Origin of the sequence: Psychromonas ossibalaenae ATCC BAA-1528, from assembly GCF_000381745.1 — a bacterium.
GTDB classification, from domain to species: domain Bacteria; phylum Pseudomonadota; class Gammaproteobacteria; order Enterobacterales; family Psychromonadaceae; genus Psychromonas; species Psychromonas ossibalaenae.
Window position 1 is genome coordinate 24,034 of the sequence record NZ_KB906985.1, and the last position, 18,016, is coordinate 42,049.

General features: G+C 41.6%; 17 protein-coding genes. 10 read left to right on the forward strand and 7 right to left on the reverse strand.

What is annotated here, in order from left to right; genetic code table 11:
- Nucleotides 1–75 precede the first annotated feature (75 nt).
- The 3 genes from hslR (at nucleotide 76) to pckA (ending at nucleotide 3,320) form a co-directional block, all read left to right on the forward strand.
- Nucleotides 76–480, forward strand: a complete 405-nt coding sequence (gene hslR / locus G327_RS0110780) for a ribosome-associated heat shock protein Hsp15 (protein ID WP_019614787.1) — start codon at nucleotides 76–78, stop codon at nucleotides 478–480.
- A 145-nt stretch (nucleotides 481–625) separates the two neighbouring features.
- Nucleotides 626–1,486, forward strand: coding sequence for an Hsp33 family molecular chaperone HslO (hslO, locus tag G327_RS0110785; protein ID WP_019614788.1), 861 nt, complete (start codon nucleotides 626–628; stop codon nucleotides 1,484–1,486).
- Between the two features lie 202 nt (nucleotides 1,487–1,688).
- Entirely contained in the window at nucleotides 1,689–3,320 is a 1,632-nt protein-coding gene (gene pckA, locus G327_RS0110790; protein WP_019614789.1) for a phosphoenolpyruvate carboxykinase (ATP), read from the forward strand.
- 69 nt (nucleotides 3,321–3,389) lie between these two features.
- Here pckA and G327_RS0110795 read toward each other — a convergent pair whose 3' ends face one another.
- On the reverse strand, nucleotides 3,390–4,301 hold the full coding sequence (locus tag G327_RS0110795; RefSeq protein ID WP_019614790.1) for a DMT family transporter: 912 nt from the start codon (nucleotides 4,299–4,301) through the stop codon (nucleotides 3,390–3,392).
- Between the two features lie 106 nt (nucleotides 4,302–4,407).
- Here G327_RS0110795 and G327_RS0110800 point away from each other — a divergent pair, with 106 nt between their 5' ends.
- The gene (locus tag G327_RS0110800) at nucleotides 4,408–5,322 is read left to right on the forward strand and encodes a LysR family transcriptional regulator (protein WP_026339312.1); all 915 of its coding nucleotides are present in this window, start codon (nucleotides 4,408–4,410) and stop codon (nucleotides 5,320–5,322) included.
- Between the two features lie 9 nt (nucleotides 5,323–5,331).
- Here G327_RS0110800 and G327_RS0110805 read toward each other — a convergent pair whose 3' ends face one another.
- Entirely contained in the window at nucleotides 5,332–6,420 is a 1,089-nt protein-coding gene (locus tag G327_RS0110805; protein ID WP_033298189.1) for a hypothetical protein, read from the reverse strand.
- A gap of 479 nt (nucleotides 6,421–6,899) precedes the next feature.
- Between G327_RS0110805 and G327_RS0110815 the strand changes: the two genes are divergently transcribed.
- The gene (locus G327_RS0110815) at nucleotides 6,900–7,889 is read left to right on the forward strand and encodes a 2-hydroxyacid dehydrogenase (RefSeq protein ID WP_019614794.1); all 990 of its coding nucleotides are present in this window, start codon (nucleotides 6,900–6,902) and stop codon (nucleotides 7,887–7,889) included.
- A 60-nt stretch (nucleotides 7,890–7,949) separates the two neighbouring features.
- Here the strand turns inward: G327_RS0110815 and G327_RS0110820 are convergent, their stop codons facing one another.
- Entirely contained in the window at nucleotides 7,950–8,882 is a 933-nt protein-coding gene (locus G327_RS0110820; RefSeq protein ID WP_019614795.1) for a Gfo/Idh/MocA family protein, read from the reverse strand.
- 158 nt (nucleotides 8,883–9,040) lie between these two features.
- Between G327_RS0110820 and G327_RS0110825 the strand changes: the two genes are divergently transcribed.
- From G327_RS0110825 to G327_RS0110840, 4 genes are all read left to right on the forward strand, one after another.
- On the forward strand, nucleotides 9,041–9,616 hold the full coding sequence (locus tag G327_RS0110825; RefSeq protein ID WP_019614796.1) for a TetR/AcrR family transcriptional regulator: 576 nt from the start codon (nucleotides 9,041–9,043) through the stop codon (nucleotides 9,614–9,616).
- A 308-nt stretch (nucleotides 9,617–9,924) separates the two neighbouring features.
- Nucleotides 9,925–11,340 (forward strand): aminotransferase class V-fold PLP-dependent enzyme, encoded by a 1,416-nt coding sequence (locus tag G327_RS0110830; RefSeq protein WP_019614797.1) that lies wholly within the window; start codon nucleotides 9,925–9,927, stop codon nucleotides 11,338–11,340.
- A gap of 263 nt (nucleotides 11,341–11,603) precedes the next feature.
- Complete coding sequence (locus tag G327_RS0110835; RefSeq protein ID WP_019614798.1) at nucleotides 11,604–12,536, forward strand: transporter substrate-binding domain-containing protein; 933 nt, start codon at nucleotides 11,604–11,606, stop codon at nucleotides 12,534–12,536.
- A 4-nt stretch (nucleotides 12,537–12,540) separates the two neighbouring features.
- Nucleotides 12,541–14,862 (forward strand): putative bifunctional diguanylate cyclase/phosphodiesterase, encoded by a 2,322-nt coding sequence (locus G327_RS0110840; RefSeq protein ID WP_019614799.1) that lies wholly within the window; start codon nucleotides 12,541–12,543, stop codon nucleotides 14,860–14,862.
- Between the two features lie 53 nt (nucleotides 14,863–14,915).
- Here the strand turns inward: G327_RS0110840 and G327_RS26850 are convergent, their stop codons facing one another.
- The 3 genes from G327_RS26850 to G327_RS0110855 all read right to left on the reverse strand — a co-directional run bounded on the left by G327_RS26850 (nucleotide 14,916) and on the right by G327_RS0110855 (nucleotide 16,462).
- Entirely contained in the window at nucleotides 14,916–15,089 is a 174-nt protein-coding gene (locus G327_RS26850; RefSeq protein ID WP_019614800.1) for a hypothetical protein, read from the reverse strand.
- A gap of 220 nt (nucleotides 15,090–15,309) precedes the next feature.
- Nucleotides 15,310–15,768: a methyltransferase family protein gene (locus G327_RS0110850; protein WP_019614801.1), complete on the reverse strand. Its 459-nt coding sequence runs from the start codon at nucleotides 15,766–15,768 to the stop codon at nucleotides 15,310–15,312.
- A 19-nt stretch (nucleotides 15,769–15,787) separates the two neighbouring features.
- Nucleotides 15,788–16,462, reverse strand: coding sequence for a hypothetical protein (locus G327_RS0110855; protein WP_019614802.1), 675 nt, complete (start codon nucleotides 16,460–16,462; stop codon nucleotides 15,788–15,790).
- Nucleotides 16,463–16,721: 259 nt separating this feature from the next.
- Between G327_RS0110855 and G327_RS0110860 the strand changes: the two genes are divergently transcribed.
- Entirely contained in the window at nucleotides 16,722–17,285 is a 564-nt protein-coding gene (locus G327_RS0110860; protein WP_019614803.1) for a phosphoribosyltransferase, read from the forward strand.
- A 53-nt stretch (nucleotides 17,286–17,338) separates the two neighbouring features.
- On the opposite strand, the gene G327_RS0110865 is transcribed toward G327_RS0110860, so the two are convergent.
- Nucleotides 17,339–17,935: an acyl carrier protein phosphodiesterase gene (locus tag G327_RS0110865; RefSeq protein WP_019614804.1), complete on the reverse strand. Its 597-nt coding sequence runs from the start codon at nucleotides 17,933–17,935 to the stop codon at nucleotides 17,339–17,341.
- Between the last annotated feature and the right edge of the window lie 81 nt (nucleotides 17,936–18,016).

Genomic DNA, 18,016 nt, shown 5'->3' on the forward strand with positions numbered 1-18,016 from the left:
TACTATCATAAAAAAGGAGTTAGGGGCAATATGAATTTGCTATACTGACTCTTCCAGTAACAAAAGGCTGAAAAAATGGCTGAAAAAAAAATTCGTCTGGATAAATGGTTATGGGCGGCACGTTTTTATAAAACACGCAGTATTGCGCGCGACATGATTCAGGGCGGCAAAGTGCATTATAACGGACAGCGCGGCAAGGCGAGTAAAACAGTCGAACTTGGCGCATTATTATCGATTCGCCAAGGCGATATAATTAAACAGGTAACCATTGAGCTGTTATCAGATCAGCGGCGCGGTGCACCTATAGCTGAAACTCTGTATCAAGAAACACCTGAAAGTATCAGCAAGCGCGAGCAGTACCAGACTTTGCGTAAATTGAGCTTACAGAATGCCCCGCATCCAGATCGTAAGCCGAATAAAAAACAGCGGCGCGAACTGATTCAGGCAAAAACAGAGCGAAACACAGCTAAATTCGATTGAAATAAGCTCGAAATATAGACTGCTCCACGCATAAAAAGCTCTGCGTCAATACTGATCGTAAGCTGTAATCCAAACAAAAAAACAACGTCTCCAAGAGACAGCGTAATAACGCAGATTAAACAAATTAACTAAGAGTAAAAACACCATGACTGACCAGCTACAACGCTTTATTTTTGACGATTATCAAATTCGCGGAGAAATAGTACAAGCACATAACAGCTTCCATGAAATCATCAAAAATCACGATTACACGACTGAGGTCAATAATGTTATTGGTGAATTATTAATCGCAACAAGTTTATTGACCGCAACATTAAAATTTGAAGGCAAAATTGCAGTACAGCTTCAGGGTGACGGCCCCTTGAATCTGGCTGTCATTAATGCCAATCAGGATTTAGAACTTCGCGGTACCGCGCGTGTTGAAGGTGAAACGACAGGGCTTTCATTCAAACAGTTAGTTGGTAAAGGCCACCTGATGATTACCATCACCCCGGATGACGGCGAACGCTACCAGGGAATTGTTGCATTAGAAAAAGATTCTCTCAGTGAATGCTTAGAAGATTATTTTGAACAATCAGAACAGTTAGCCACGCGTATTATTTTACATGCCGACAGCAAAGGAAAAACCTTAGCCGCCGGTTTGTTTTTACAGACATTACCCGCTGTTGATGAAAACCATGAAGATGACTTTGCTCATGTTTGCGCTTTAGCATCAACAGTCAAAGAAAATGAATTATATTCATTAGAACGCGATGAGCTGCTCTACCGCCTCTACCATCAAGAAAAGGTACGTTTGTTTGAAGCTCAGCCGATCAGCTTCAAATGCAGCTGTTCAAAGGAACGCTGTTTAACGTCTCTTGCTTCAATCGCTCAGCAGGAAATTTTAGATCTATTACAGGAACGAGGTGCCATCGACATGCATTGTGAATATTGTGCAAGCGATTATCGCTTTGAAATTGATGACCTGAAGATATTGTTAAATATTCAACACAACACTCAGCATTAACAAAACAGCAGCAAACACACAGTAAATTTACAATAATCGTAGAGTCTTCACATTCCTGATGTAAAGACTCTTTTTTTTTAACTTTTATTTCATAGTTTGAACTAGATCTCCCACATATTTTCTTAATTCCCCTACCCTGAAGACTGAACTTTCATTTAATACTTAATCAATGAAATTTCAACCACTTAAGAGGAACTGATATATGACACTAGCGAAAACACTATCCACAGATAAGTTAAGCACATATGGCATCACAGGCGTTTCTGAAGTTGTGTACAACCCAAGTTACGAGACTCTTTTTGAAGAAGAGATGTCACCTGACTTAACCGGTTTTGAAAAAGGAATTATTACAGAAAACGGCACAGTTGCCGTTGACACAGGCATATTTACCGGCCGCTCCCCCAAAGACAAATATATCGTTAAAGACGATACCACACGCGACACTATCTGGTGGTCTGATCAAGGTAAAAACGATAATAAAGCTATCGAACCGTCAACCTGGAGTCATTTAAAAGAACTAGTTACAACAGAATTGTCCAATAAACGTCTATTTGTTATTGATGCGTTTTGCGGCACCAATAAAAATTCGCGCTTAAAAGTACGTTTTATCATGGAAGTAGCATGGCAGGCACACTTTGTAACTAACATGTTTATTCGTCCATCTGACGATGAACTAATTGATTTTGAACCAGATTTTGTAGTAATGAACGGCTCAAAAACCACCAATCCTGAATGGCAGGCACAAGGTTTAAACTCTGAAAACTTTGTTGCCTTTAATCTGACAGAAAAAATACAGGTAATCGGTGGAACATGGTACGGCGGCGAAATGAAGAAAGGTTTGTTCTCAGTAATGAACTACCTGCTGCCTCTAAACGGCATGGCATCCATGCATTGTTCAGCAAACATGGGTAAAGGCGGCGATACCGCTATTTTCTTTGGTCTGTCAGGTACTGGTAAAACCACTTTATCAACGGACTCAAAGCGCGCTCTGATCGGTGATGATGAACATGGCTGGGATGACGACGGTGTATTTAACTTTGAAGGCGGCTGTTACGCTAAAACCATTCGTTTAAGTGCTGAGGCTGAGCCGGACATTTATGGTGCGATTAAGCGTGATGCCCTGCTGGAAAATGTGGTGGTCAATGCTGATGGTATTGTTGATTATGATGATGCCAGCAAAACAGAAAATGCACGTGTTTCCTATCCAATCCACCATATTGAAAATATTGTACAACCTATCTCTAAAGGCGGTCATGCACAGAAAGTTATTTTCTTAACAGCAGATGCATTTGGTGTTTTACCACCTGTTTCTAAACTGACTAAAGCGCAGACGCAGTACCATTTCTTATCGGGTTTCACGGCTAAACTTGCCGGTACAGAGCGTGGTATTACGGAGCCTACACCAACTTTCTCTGCATGTTTCGGGGCGGCGTTCTTAAGTCTGCATCCGACACAATATGCAGAGCAGTTAGTAAAACGCATGGAAGCCTGCGGAGCAGAGGCTTACCTGGTAAATACCGGCTGGAACGGCTCAGGTAAACGTATCTCAATTCAGGATACACGCGGCATCATTGATGCGATCTTAGACGGATCAATTGAAAATGCACAAACTAAGCAGATCCCGTACTTTAATCTGGAGGTACCGTTAGCGTTACCGGGTGTTGACAGCGACATTCTAGATCCACGCGATACCTATACATCAGCAGCTGAATGGGAAACTAAAGCTGAAGAGTTAGCGAACCTGTTCATCAATAACTTTGAGCGCTACACTGATAAAGAAGAAGGTCAGGCATTAGTTGAAGCTGGACCACAATTAGCAGTAGAAACCGCTTAACTTAACTGGTTATTTAATTAAGCAGTCAAAATAAAGCCGTAGGAATTAATACTTCTACGGCTTTTTCTTTTAGCTGTCTTTACTCTGATCGGAAAGAGAAGCATAAAGCGTTACCAGCACAATCAGTAAAGCACCTAGATACTGGTACCAAAGCAGGGCCTCTCCTAAAAAAATCATCGCAAATAAGATACCGAATAAAGGCTCAGAGCCCATTAATACCGATACATTGCTTGCTGAAGTTTTAGAAAGTGCATAATTTTGCGCAAAAAAAGCAAAGATAGTACAAAACAAAACCAGATAAAGCGTTAACCACCAGAACTGCGCTTCATTAGGTAATTCAGGAATACCCCCGTTATTAGACAGCAGAAGTACAAATAAAGCACCAAAGCCGATAATCCCCGACTGCAGCATGGTTAAACTGAGTATCGGCAACCCTCTGCCCTGCATCAGTTTTTTAGTGTAAACTACCATAAATGCACGCAGAACAGCAGCCAGCAGAATCAGCATATCTCCTTTATTAAAACTTAAGGAAAATCCCGATTTTACTGTCAATAGAAGAACACCGCTAAAAGCCAAAGTGCACAAAACAAACAGCTTTTTGTCCGGCTTGGTTCTAAAAGCAAACCATTCAACAAACGGTGTCATAATCACACACAGGCTGACTAAAACCACTGCGTTAGAAGCACTGGTATTTAAAACACCGAATGCTTCAGTAGTGAATATTAACAACAGCAGAATACCACTAGGTACAGCAATCCAGGCATTCTTAGTTTTACCTTTTTTGTAGTCACTAATAAAAACGGGTAATAACAAAAAAAATGTAAGCAGAAAGCGAACTGCCAGAAAGGCCGTAACAGAAATAAAAGCTAACGCCTGCTTGCTGACACCGTAACTTGTACCCCAAAATACAGCGACTAAAATCAGCATCAATTCTGCTTTAGGTAAACGAACAAACTGTTGCGGCAGATAAAGTGACTTCATTTTTTTCCTTAGCAGTAAATAGAAAACAAGCTGTTACCTGTTTTTATATGCTAATTCATATACCATAGGTTGATAATAGACAGATTTGTAATAGGACTTATTCCCAGTGGACATCAATAGAGTTATCCCGTTAATGCCTGATATGGCAGTATTTGTTACCGTAGTTGATACCGGAAACTTCACTAAAGCGGCCGCATTACTGGGTGTTACCCCGTCTGCTGTCAGCCGTCAGATAGGTCGTTTAGAAGAAGCGTTAGCGGTTAAATTATTAATCCGCACCACACGCAAGCTAGCATTAACCGACCCGGGAAAAGTGACTTATGATTATTGTAAACAGATGTACGAATCGGCCCAGGAAGCCGTTCAGGTGTCTAGCTCAGCGGCTTCCAGCCCGGCTGGAACATTGCGTGTATCAGCTCCAAAAGCTCTAGCCAATCAATTACTTAAACCTTTTATTAGACCATTCTTAGCTTTATACCCGGATATACAACTGCAGTTAAAAGCAACCGACAGATTCATCGATCCGGTGCACGACAACATCGATATCATATTCCATATTACCGAACAGCCGATTGAAGGGTTAATAAACAAAGTCGTTGGCCGGGTTAATCAGCTGCTTTGCGCCAGCCCTGAATATCTGGAACAGTACGGCACTCCTTTACTGCCCTTGGACTTAACAGCTCATAATTGCATTTATCTGGGAGAAACTGTCAGTGACAGGCGCTGGAAGTTTATTCGAGAAGGCCACAGTGCAACGGTAAATGTAAGCGGCAGCTACGCAGTAAACCACAGTGATATGCGCCTTGATGCATTGACTAACGGACTAGGGATCGGTTTTTTACCGGATTTTGTAGCACAACAGGCTATTTCTGATGGTTCACTGATAGAAGTACTCGATCAGTGGCAGATCACCGGCAATTATCAAGGAGATATCTGCATGCAGTACGCCCAGTCAAAATTTTTACCTAAAGCCAACCGGGTTTTTATTGATTACGTCAGTCAGCAGCTGACCAGCCGCTGACAATATTTGTTAAACCTGCAGATGACTAAGCAGGTGCTTAACTAACTGCTGCGCACCATCTTCACAGAGCTGCGACCGCGGATAATCTGAAACATTTAACTTTTCAATTACTTCGGCTAAATGCTGTCCCTGCAGCAGCTCAATATGCACTTCGCTAAAAGGCACTCGTGATACTAAAAACGCATTAAGAAAAGGTGTTTCCGGCCAGTCGGAACGTTCTAAACTTATCACTCTTACCCTCTTGTACAGGGCTACTGCTGCTATTTCACAATAGGTGCCGTAACCAGGTTTGGTTAAAATCAGATCGCAGCTGCCGATCAGCTGCAGAAACGACATATTCACATCACTCACCTGGGTCATATCTGCACGAAGCTGGTTTTCCGGTTGATCCACCAGCCAGTGCCAGCCGGGAATAACAGGCCAGTTTTTAAGGTCTAAAGACATAGGTAGACCGCCTAAAGCCACTAAAGCCACTTTCTCTGTTCCTAACGGCAGCGACTGCAGGAGATCCTGGCGCTGATCCTGCGGAATACTGTTAATACTGGCGATATTGATTTCATCAGTATTTGCCAGCGGCACAGAGGGAAGCGGTTTATAGTTATAATCTACGTTTTTATACACACAGAGCATCTTTTCATAAACGGCCTGTGTATCAGGCAGCTCTGCATTCAGACAGTAACGCTCATAAATCTGTGCCCAGTTAAAAGGGGCCACAGATGCGCAGGGAATATTCAACTGTATAGCGGCATCCAGAGTGACCGGAGAAATATTACTGATCACACAGTCTGGTTTAATACATTTTAAAATTTCTACCTCTTCACTAACTGCCTGCTGCCAGTTATCAAAGAGGTGCTGATATTTGAGCCTGCTGTTGTGCACATCTATCTTTATAGGAGAATCCATCAGCATACCAAAATCATTACCCGCTTCTATATGAGTAAATGGACCGGAAAGACGAGAATCCAGATAACTTCTCGGCAGTAAGCTGAGTACTGTAATTTGTACTTCAGGAAAATCCTGCATCAAGCATTCAATAACTGAGGTGGAGATAGCACCATGGCCGAATCCATGTGCGCTAATAGAAAAACAAAGATGCATATTTTCAGTCTCTTAAAGAAAATAAAGATTATACCCAAGCTACTTGAAGATGCAGGAATCAGCCAGTTGAGAGGTGACCATACTTAAGGCATGAAGTTGAAGGTTTAGTCATTCTAAATCAATGCTTCATAACGCAGAAGATGGTTGCCTCTCTCCAGGCCCTACGGGAGGCTCACTCGGATGCCGGCTCTGCGTTACAACACTTGAAAAGGGAATGCCATTCTCTTCATGTTGTGCCTTAACCTGGCATCCGAGCGAGCCTCTGAATCTTCATCTTCAAATAGTTTGGGTATAAGTTATAACAAATATAAGCAGTGCGGGACAGCGGATAACCAATTATTAACACAGCTTTACAAACTGCATAGCCAAGACTTCCGGTAGGAGCAGGTTTAAAACATCTCTGCTGGATGATCTTCTTTGATTGCTCTGTTATAACACTCATTATAAAATCAATAATAAATATTAATTGGAGTTGTATTATGAAAGTTGCAATGTTTAGCGCGCGCACTTATGACATTAACCATTTCAATCCGCTTATCGATAGTCAGAATGTTCAGATAAAATATTTCGATACTCAGCTGGATATTCATACCTGTCAACTGGCACAAGGTTATGATGCCGTTTGCGCTTTCGTAAACGATGATCTGTCCGCACCGGTATTGATAGAGCTGGCTAAACTCGGCATTAAAGTGATTGTTATGCGCTGTGCAGGTTTCAACAATGTAGATGTTGAAGCCGGCAAAAATCTGGGTTTAACGGTAATGCGGGTACCGGCTTATTCACCGGAAGCTGTTGCCGAGCATGCTGTTGCTTTAATGATGACCCTTAACCGTCGTATTCATAAAGCTTACCAGCGTACTCGCGATGCAAATTTCTCACTGCAGGGGTTAGTCGGGTTTAATATGTTTGGTAAGACAGTCGGTATTATCGGTACAGGTAAAATAGGTCTTGCGGCAATGCGCATTCTCAAGGGCTTTGGCTGTAAGCTGCTGGCATTCGACCCTTACCCTTCAGATCAAGCCATTGAACTGGGGGCGGAATATGTTTCAGCTGAACAGTTATTTGAACAAAGCGATATTATCAGCCTGCACTGTCCGTTGACCAAAGAAAATCACCACCTTCTTAATAATGACTCATTTGAAAAAATGAAAGACGGTGTGATGGTAGTTAATACCAGCCGCGGTGCACTACTCAATGCCACGGATGCGATTGTAGCCTTAAAAGCGGGAAAAATCGGCGCGTTAGGCTTAGATGTTTACGAAGAAGAAGATTCATTATTCTTTGGCGACCATTCTGATGAGATCATCGGCGATGATGTATTCCGCCGTCTGTCAGCCTGTCACAACGTAATATTTACCGGTCACCAGGCCTTCTTAACTAAAGAAGCATTAACCAGTATTGCACAAACCACACTGGATAACTTACAAAGTTTTGCCAGCGGCTGCAGTAACGGCAATGAAGTAAATTAAAAACAAAGAAACAATACAACGCCGCTTTATTGCGGCGTTATTATAATTATTGGAAGTTCTCTAACTGACACTTTTTTGTATTTTTTGACAGACAGCTTCCGCTAGCTGGTGACTGGCTAGATTACGCTCCGCGACTGACTGCTTTAATTTTCCGGCCTTCACTACGCTTATCCAGTCTTCAATCATGCCGGTGAAACCTTTTGCGCTGAGCATAGGTCTCCAGTCCTGCAGACGAATTATTGTCTCCTGATTATCCTGCAGACATCTACCGCTGACAAACGAATCAAATTCATAAGCTCGGTTTGCAAAGCTTACACAAACCCGCTCATTAGTTATGCCGTATAAGCGGTTCATCGATGCTTCAAGGATTGTATTTCCCAGCTGCCAGTGCACATCTACTCTTGCCAGCTGTTCACCTTGAAACTGACTGCCCAGCTGCAGACCATCAAGATTACTTTTTGCACCTATATTGACACTGTCTAATGGGTGAATAAAATCATCAAACACAAAAGTACGAATATCTCCGGGTAAATTATGGCGGTTTTTCTCCCAGCGTAATGATAATAAAAGCGACTCAGAAGAGCTGCTGTGCACGTTCGGAAAATACTGATTATACAAAGGAATAAAACGGCGGTTAAAACCCATATACAAAGGCAGACGATGCTTTTCTGCTAGTTCGTAAAGTTTCTCACAATCGAACGCATTATCAGCCAGCGGTTTATCAACAAAAACCGGCAGCCCCTGGCGTAGAAAATATGCACATATTTCAGGATGCGAAACCGTACTGCTGTGGATCATCACCGCATCAATATTCACTTTATTTAACTGCCGGTAATCCTGGTAGACCTCCTTAATACGATACTGCAGCGCCAGCTGCTGAAGCCTGTTTTTATTTCGAGTACAAAAAACTAACTCAATACCTTTCAATTGAGTAAGAATAGGTAAGTAGGCTTTTTGGGCAATATCACCAATGCCGATGATCGCAATTCTCATTTTTCAGACCTTTTATATTAAATACATAAAGCTTATTACAGAGCGCAGCTTATACAAAATATTAATGCTAATTAGATATAACAATCGGTCTACATTGCTTGAGCAGACAAAATAGTCTACTTTGATCGATACCTAACACTTAGTTTCAGGAAATGGATATGAACAGTAAAAAACGCAGCATTATTGAATCAGCATTTAAGCTGTTTTATAACAAAGGCATACATGCAGTTGGCATTAATGAAATAATTAAAACCGCGAATGTCGCGAAGAAAACGCTGTATAACCATTTTGAGAGTAAAGATGAACTAATCTTAGCGACTCTCGAATACCGAGATCAGCTCTATATGAGCTGGTTAACTGAGTCGCTGGATAAAGCAGAACTGGGCAAAGATGCTCTGTTAGTACTTTTTGAGGCATTAGATGACTGGCTTAATGGGCGGGCAAAAGCTTTGGGTCCGTTTAAAGGCTGCTACTTTATTAATACTTGCGCTGAATATGGTGATGTTAATAAGCAGATCTACCTCGCATGTAAAGAACATAAAGACAATATTAAAGCGCTGATACAAGTTCATGTGGATTCGTTTGAAGCAAATGCGCAAAAAAATGCTCTATTGGTAGAAACCATCTGCCTGCTCAAAGAAGGGGTAATCACCACTGCGCTAGTACAGAAAGAGTCAACAAGTGCACAGAATGCCGGCGCATGCCTGGAAAACCTATTAAGATTCAAACGCTGATATAGAGTCGTTAGGCACTGTTGTTCGCTTAGCTAACGATTAAAGCTGAGCGTTATCTCCTTAGTACTGTTATTCACACCACCAAGCCAAGATAAAATCAACAACAACTTAACTTAAAGTCATTACCAAAGAAAAAACAAGCAAATTTAAAAACAGAAATACTCCTTATATTCTACATTACAGCTATCAGAACAACAGATTAAATAAAAAAACATTACTAAAAACGTAATAATAACTACAATTTTATCTGATATAAAAAAGGTGATTAAAAACTATAGTAGCCTCGATTAACTAAAAGGATATTTATTATGAGCGAGAATAAGAAAAACTCTTCTCCGGTAATCAACCGCCGTGATTTTCTCAAAACCAGTACCGGTCTAGCATTAGCCGGTGTTGGAGGTGTTATGTTTTCCGGCGCAGTGCAGGCACAAGACAGTGATCCTGGCTGGCATGATTTCTATAGTAAAAGTCCCAACCGCAAGTTTTGGAAAAAGGTACGTAAGGAATTTATTCTCGATAAAAGAAATGTTTATATGAATATCGGTACAACCGGCTCTATGCCTAAAGACGTACTCTACGAATATAATAGAAACAACAAAATTATTGCCTCTAATCCATGGGATATGCAGGAAAAATTCGGTCACTGGCCTTATGTTGCTGAAATGATAGATGCAGTCGCTCCCGGCTTCGGTGCAGACAGCCATGAAATTATATTAAGCCGCAATACCACTGACGGCATGTGCAGCATTATCAACGGCCTGCATTTTCAAGAAGGAGACGTTATCCTCACTACCCATCATGAGCACGTAGCGGCGAACTCCCCGCTTAATGTAGTAACGAAGCGTTATGGTGTTGAAGTTATTTATCTGGAAATTCCTGTTTATACCGGCAGTGAATTGATCAGCGAACAAGACTTTGTGGATGTTTTCGCAGATGCCGTGGAAGAATACGGGGATCGTGTCCGCTTAATCACTTTTTCACATATCACCTATAAAACCGGGACAACCTTACCCGCCAAACGTATCTGCCATGAAGTAGCCATTCCCAATCAGATCCCGACATTAATTGATGGTGCCCATACAATCGGCATGTTTGATCTGGATTTTCATGACATCGACTGTGACTTTTATGCAGGTTCAGGTCATAAATGGCAATGCGGGGCTGGTGCTACCGGTATATTATATGTCCGTGATAACGCAAAACGTTTAGATGAATACTGGCCGGATCGTGAAAATCCATTATGGTACATTAATTCATCATTATCACATGCTGCCTACCTTGGTACTCAGCTGCAGCTGCAGTATATCGGCAATGATAATTACCCTGCCAAACAGGCTTTAACCGACGCCTGTTTGATGTGGGATATGCTGGGCCGCGATCTGATTGAAAAACGTGTATTGGAGTTAAGCCGGTTGTGTAAAGAGCGCTTACTGGATACTTTTCCGTCTGCATCTTTTTACTCGCCGAATACCCCAGAGTTATCAAGCGGTCTGACCACATTCAATCCTCTATTTGATCAGCAGGATATTGAGCAGTTAACCATTTTCCGGGATCGTCTGCGTGAAGAATACGGTTATATTATCCGAACCACAGATTTCAAAGTGAAGGTAACGGATCAAAGCGATAGCCATGCACTGCGTATTTCAACACACCTGTTCCATAATGAGCAGGATGTAATCGGTCTCGTTGAAGCAATGCAGGAGCTTTATCTGGATATGATTTAATATCCAGCCGGATTCAAAAATATTTGAATCCGGCTTTCTCAATGTAAATGATATAAATATACAATCTTAAAAATCATTTTTTAATCATTATTGACTATGCTAAGAAGTACTTGTTTTTTGTCTTTCCAAAAAACAAGTACTACAAAGATCACTCTAAAAATCAAAAAAACCAGTAACGCATTGTTTTTTATTGTTTGTTTTGTCTACTGCAGTGCATGCTATGCAGTAACAGAATATTAACAGCAGAATCAAGGAGCAATAAAATGACACGGAAAATGAAAATCCTCCTCTACTTACAAATCATTTTAGCGGTTTCACTGGCTGTATCAGCATTGCAGGTAAATGCTAGAGATCTTGCGGAGATCAAAGAATCCGGAGTACTGCGTCATATCGGCGTGCCCTATGCAAACTTTGTGACTCTGTATTCTGAAGGCGGGAAAAAAGTAGAAGGCGGCCTAGATGTCGAACTAATGAAAGGTTTTGCCGCTCATCTTGGCTTGGAATACCAGTTTATCGCAGCCAAATGGAGCAATGTATTCAGTTTACTGAACGGCCGGAAAATCCAATATATTAACCAGCAGGTAGTCTGGGGTGATAAGCAGCCGATTCTAGGGGATATAATTGCCAATGGGGTAACCACTTTAGACTGGCGCCGGGAAGTGGTCGATTTTGCTGACCCTTACTTTCCTTCAGCCGTATGGTTAGTTGCCCGTGCCGATTCAGATCTGCAGCCGATTACTCCCAACGGCCGGATCAATGAAGATATCCAACAGGTCAAAGCGATGATCAAAGGACGCGATGTATTAGCAATGAAACAGTCTTGTCTGGATCCTGACTTATATAACCTCGAATTAACCGGTGCAAATATCATCCTGCCGGTCAAAGCACGTAATTTAAATGAAATGGTTCCAGCTATTCTTAATAATGATGCAGAAAGTACCCTGCTCGATGTTGCCGATACACTGATAGCACTGCAGAAGTGGCCGGGAGAAATAAAAGTGGTTGGCCCAATTTCAACAGAACAGCATATGGCTGTCGCATTTCGAAAAAACGCCCCACAGCTGCGCCAAGCTTTTAATATTTACCTAAAGCAGATTCGCGCGGACGGCAGCTACAACAAAATGGTCAAGAAATATTACCCTGCAGTATTTCATTTTTATGGTGAGTTCTTTTCCACACCGATAGAAGAAATTTAAAGCAATGCAGCTAAAAAAATGGTTCAGCAGCAAAACAGTAATCATGACAGCCGGTATTATACTGGCGGGTTATCTGCTTTTAATTCTTGCGGTAACCAATGTCGGTCAGAGTAAACTTAAAGAGTCCCAGCATAGCGAATTACAACTTAAAGTAACCCAGTATGTTAATACCCTGAGTTATTTTTTTAATGTCACTCGAGAGAATATTTATGTTCTCGCAAATGATCAGACGGTAAGCACATTTTTCGCAAACCGCAGCTCCGGCATGTCCATGGAATACGGTTTAGGCTCTAGCTTGTTTAATTTAAAGACGTTAATTTATCAGCTTACTCAAGACAGTAAAATAGACGGGACTCCAGTCTACAAGCGTATGATGCTGGTTAGTTTCGGTAAAACAGTTCTTGTTGATACAGACCCTCACTCCCCTATAAATATTAACCAGATCCCTTTAAAAAAAATGCAGGAAAAAGCATCTGATATCATAGTAACCGAAGACCCTAGGGGTCTGAATATCAAAATACTAAGAACCATTTATCAGCAGAATAAAGCAGTTGCTTTGCTGATTGCAGACATCAACACGGATTTAATCGCGCAGCAGTTGACCACACAGGAACACGCAGACAGCGGCAGCCGCCTGCAGCTGAATACCCCCAGCGGCAATATTTATGTCTGGAATTCACTTAAATCAACATTACTATCGGTACCACCGACTAATTTTCAAAGCTCTAGTAATAAACTTTATATAGAAGAGGCGGTTAAAGGCACTCCTTTTAAACTAATGAGCTGGTTTGAACCGGTTAACGAACAGGATATTTTTACATCCGGCTGGTTTATTGCTGCTATTTCAGTCCTGGCTTTCCCAGTGGTAATCGGACTATATTTCCTGATGCGCATAGAGCACAGCAATACGATTCTGCAGACCCAGATAGAGATATCATCTAAGCAGCAGAACAAGCTATCGCAGCATAATCTGCAGCTGGAAACAGAAATCAAAAAACGAAAAAACTCAGAAGAAAGGCTGGCATATCAGGCGACCCATGACGCTCTTACCGGGCTGGCAAACCGTAGTCACAGTCATGAGCGTCTTACTCAGGCTATTCATTATTCGCAGAGAGACAACACCCAGATACTGGTTATGTTCATTGATCTGGATAACTTCAAACAGATCAACGATACCCTGGGGCATATCGCCGGAGATCAGATCCTCAAAGATACCAGCACCCGCCTAACTAACTCAGTACGCAGCACTGATACCGTTGCCCGCTTGGGCGGAGATGAGTTTCTACTAATTATCCCGGAACTGATCGATGATGAAAGTGCCGAAATGCTTGCCGGAAAAATTCTAGCACTATTTGAAAAACCCTTCGAAGTTGAAAACCAGGAGTTTTTCACTACAACCAGCATTGGTATGGCTATCTATCCTCAGGACGGCGACGATCCTGACAGCCTTCTAAAAAGCGCTGACATGGCCTTATACCGGGTTAAAGATGCCGGACGTAATGGTTTCAGCTTCTATGATCCGACTATGAATGACGCACTGCTCCGCTGCCTGTCCTTAAACAGCCGTTTACGCCAGGCAATCAGTAATAGTGAAATTGAGATGTATTATCAGCCTATTATTGATTTAAAAAGCCGTAAGATTATTGCGGCAGAAGCTTTGATGCGCTGGAATGACAGTGAACTAGGTTTTGTCTCTCCGGAAGAATTTATTTCACTGGCAGAGAAAAACGGCTTGATCCACCAGCTCGGCGAATTTGCACTTGAACAGGCCTGCATCCAAGCATCCGAATGGCAGTCAATATCTCCGATTCAGATTGCCGTTAATTTCTCAAGTGTACAGTTCCGCTACTCTACTGAGTTATTAGATAAGATCGAAAATATATTGGAAAAGAGTACGTTACCTGCGCACAAGTTAGATATAGAAGTCACTGAAAGCCTGTTAGTTAATCAGGACAATGAGCTGGCTTACGTTCTGGATCGCCTTAATGAATTAGGTATTCAGCTTTCAATTGATGACTTTGGAACAGGCTATTCTGCATTAAGCTACCTGCAGCAGTTTCCCTTTTCGAAACTAAAAATAGACAGAGCTTTTGTTAATGATTTAGAAACTAACCCGGCTGATATGTCTTTAGTCTCTGCCATATTAGCGATGGCAAAAGCATTGAACTTAAAGGTTGTCGCGGAAGGTATTGAAGATAACTATCAGGCAGACCTGTTAGGGGAGATGCAGTGTGACTACGGGCAGGGGTACCTATTCAGTCGCGCTCTTCCAGCCGATGAATTTACCCGGCTGCTGCATAAAGACAGAGTTAAAAACAGCGCCTGAAACTGTTCATTTACTTAGCGGCTTTATCAGTCTCAGAAGACCGGCCCCGGCTGTTAATCAAGCACCTTTTTATTAAGCAGTTTCAGCCTTTCCTGCATATCTAAAGTGCGATGAATCAGTTTATCCTGCAGTTCAAGACCGTGAAACCGCAGCTCCAGCATCAGATCATCTAACAGCTCAGAAATTTCGGCTGCTGTTACAGTGTTTTTTTCTGTTGAATCATTCATTTCCAGCTCCTTTATTCAATGATATTAGCGGTTTTTTTGATAATCCGCTTGTATTCACCATAACTTAACGCGGAAAGAGCTGCTGTGACAAAGGCCTGATCTGCAGCTGCTTCTACTGCGTTAATCTAATGTTCTGCACTAAGCTTTCCACCCCTCACCATAAATATTAGCACCACTATCATTCTCTATAGAAATAAAAGTGATCTAATAAGCCTTCCCCTTAAAGCCAGCGTCTGACCTTAGCTTTATAATTTGTAAACGACGAACCGAATAACTGAAGCAGCGCCCTTTCTTCTGGAATGATATATAGCTTATTCACAAAATATACATATACAGGCAAAAGCAGTAAATTCAACGGATTGCCTATAAACACCACAACCGCAGCTAAACACAATAGCGCTCCGACATACATAGGATTACGCGAATAAGTATAAATACCGGAGCATACTAAATGTGATGCATTTTCAGGAGATCTGGGATCAACCGTTGTACCGGCTTTTCTAAAAGTAGATCCCGCGCTGAAAACAATCAGCATACCAAAGCTGCACAGCAAGACTGTAACAGCAGTTTGACCGGGAAATAGATAAGAAACAGCCGGGACTGCCGCGGCAACAGCAAACATTAATGCGGTTAATAACAACACAAAAAAGACAGGTAGTTTAAACAATGCACGGATCATCGCACTTCTCCCTAGTAATTTATTTATCAAATTCCACTTTCTTGTTTTTCCACAAATAACAGATTTGATTTAAAAAAGAATTAATTCGATAGGGGTGATACTTAACCGGGATTTTATTCTCCAGCGCAGGAATCGGTTTATGATCTTTGCGTAAATGGGTCAGAATCAGGTTCAGCAGGCCCGTTAAATATACTTTAAATTCCGCGCTTTGATAAAGCTCCTGCCAGTGAATAAGGTTATCGGTACGATGCAGCTCAATCAGAGGCCCCATTTTATAAGTATGCTTCTCAATCTCATCATCACCCATGCAGTATTCCTTCACTAACTGTAAAAATAGATCTAAACACTCACCTCTAGGCACAATATTAAAAAACTCCTGCTGAGTTTCTTCATCTTTTATGCTCTCCTGGGTATTAATCGTTCGGTATAAAATCTCAAACATATGCACAATCGTACGGTCTAAAATACGCTGTTTTGGAAAATGCTGATCCTGTATATCTTGTTCAACAATGGAATAAATTTCATCTAAATCAATATTATCAGCCAGTTGACGAGATAATTTACGTGCAACGCTGACAGGGATACGGTTTTCCAGTAAGGTATCAGTCACCGACTCAACAATCATCGACTGCAGTTTCTTATGCACTTTACCCGAGCAGCCGGCCGGTAGTTTAGGTACTGTACTGTCAAACATATTATCCCTTTAAGCTTTTGTTTTTCTTTATTCTATCTTAGTTGCCGAGATTAATAATCTTTATTGTTCCGGTTTAAATCAACTTATGTTCGCCTTATCAATTAAGCACATAAATAAAGATTAAAAATGAAACAAAAATCACACTAAAATTATTCATTAATATTTTCAGAAAAAAGCGTAATAAAAGGCGTTTAGGACATTGTTATTTTATGCCGTTAGTCTAGACTTTGCGCAAAAATTCACTAGGAGAGGTTATTTTATGTCTGAGAAGGTATTTATCAGCGCACAGCAGCTGCTTGAAGACTCATTCCGTCTGGCGGCTCAAGTATATGACAGCGGTTTTCGCCCGCAGTTTATCGTCGGTATCTGGCGAGGCGGTGCACCGATTGGTATTGCTGTCCAGGAATACTTTGATTACAAGAAAGTAGAAACAGACCACATTGCAGTACGTACCTCTTCTTATTACGGGATTGGCCAGCAGAGTAAAACCATTAAAGTACATGGTCTGCACTACATTATTGAAAATGCTAACGCCGATGACGGCTTATTAATTGTCGATGATGTATTTGACTCAGGCCGCAGTGTTGTTGCATTAACGGAAAAATTAAATGAATTAATGCGTTTAAATATGCCGCGTGATGTTCGTATTGCGACACCTTATTACAAGCCTAAAAACAAAGCTGTATCAATCGTGCCTGATTATTTTATTCACGAATCTGAAGAGTGGTTAGTATTCCCGCATGAGGTTTCCGGCCTGTCGATTGAAGAAATCTCCGAAGGTAAAGGCGATTTCAAAAATATTAAGCACCTTTTCACCGAATAGAGCTTTATATTCAGCTGAATAGTCCCCAAAAAGGAGACCATATGGTCTCTTTTTTACTGCGTTTTAATAAACTGCGCAGACTTCTGCAGAACATCCGGATAAAGCTCAAAAAACTGCTCAGTTAATAATTCATAATGCACCTGAAGAACCTCTCCTGTATCCGCCAGCGGTGCCATTCTCGGACTGCGGGAGGCCATACGCTGCAGAGCGAAACTGATATTATCTATTTCAGCATACTGCTCAAGCCAGCGCCCCTGCCAGACCAGCTGCGAGACCTTTTCAAAGCGATCCGGCAGAGGGTTAATCTCTAATTTTCTTTCCACTTCAATCTGCAGTCGAGCTTGTCTGCAGAAATCTGTTAGCGGACAGCCGTGAAACTGCGCCCAATGTTTCGCCAGGCAATGATCCCAGAACATATCCAGGCTTATCGGAGCAAAACGACGTAACTCAGCAGGAAAGTGAGGTTTCAGCGTTTTTACAATGACATGCTGATCTGTATAACTGTCTACAAAGCGGTGCACACGAATGCCCTGCACAATCTCAGCATTAAACAAACCGTCAGGATTTCCTTTAACGAAATCACCTAAAAAGTTGCCCGTAAAACTGCTGCCGGTAAACGCCGCAATATGTAAATGAGCAAGAAAATTCATAGCTTCACCTGACTATCTTTCGTAAAAATTAACGATGACATTGTATCAAAAACATTAAAAGTTCCGCTCGCTGTAAAAGTA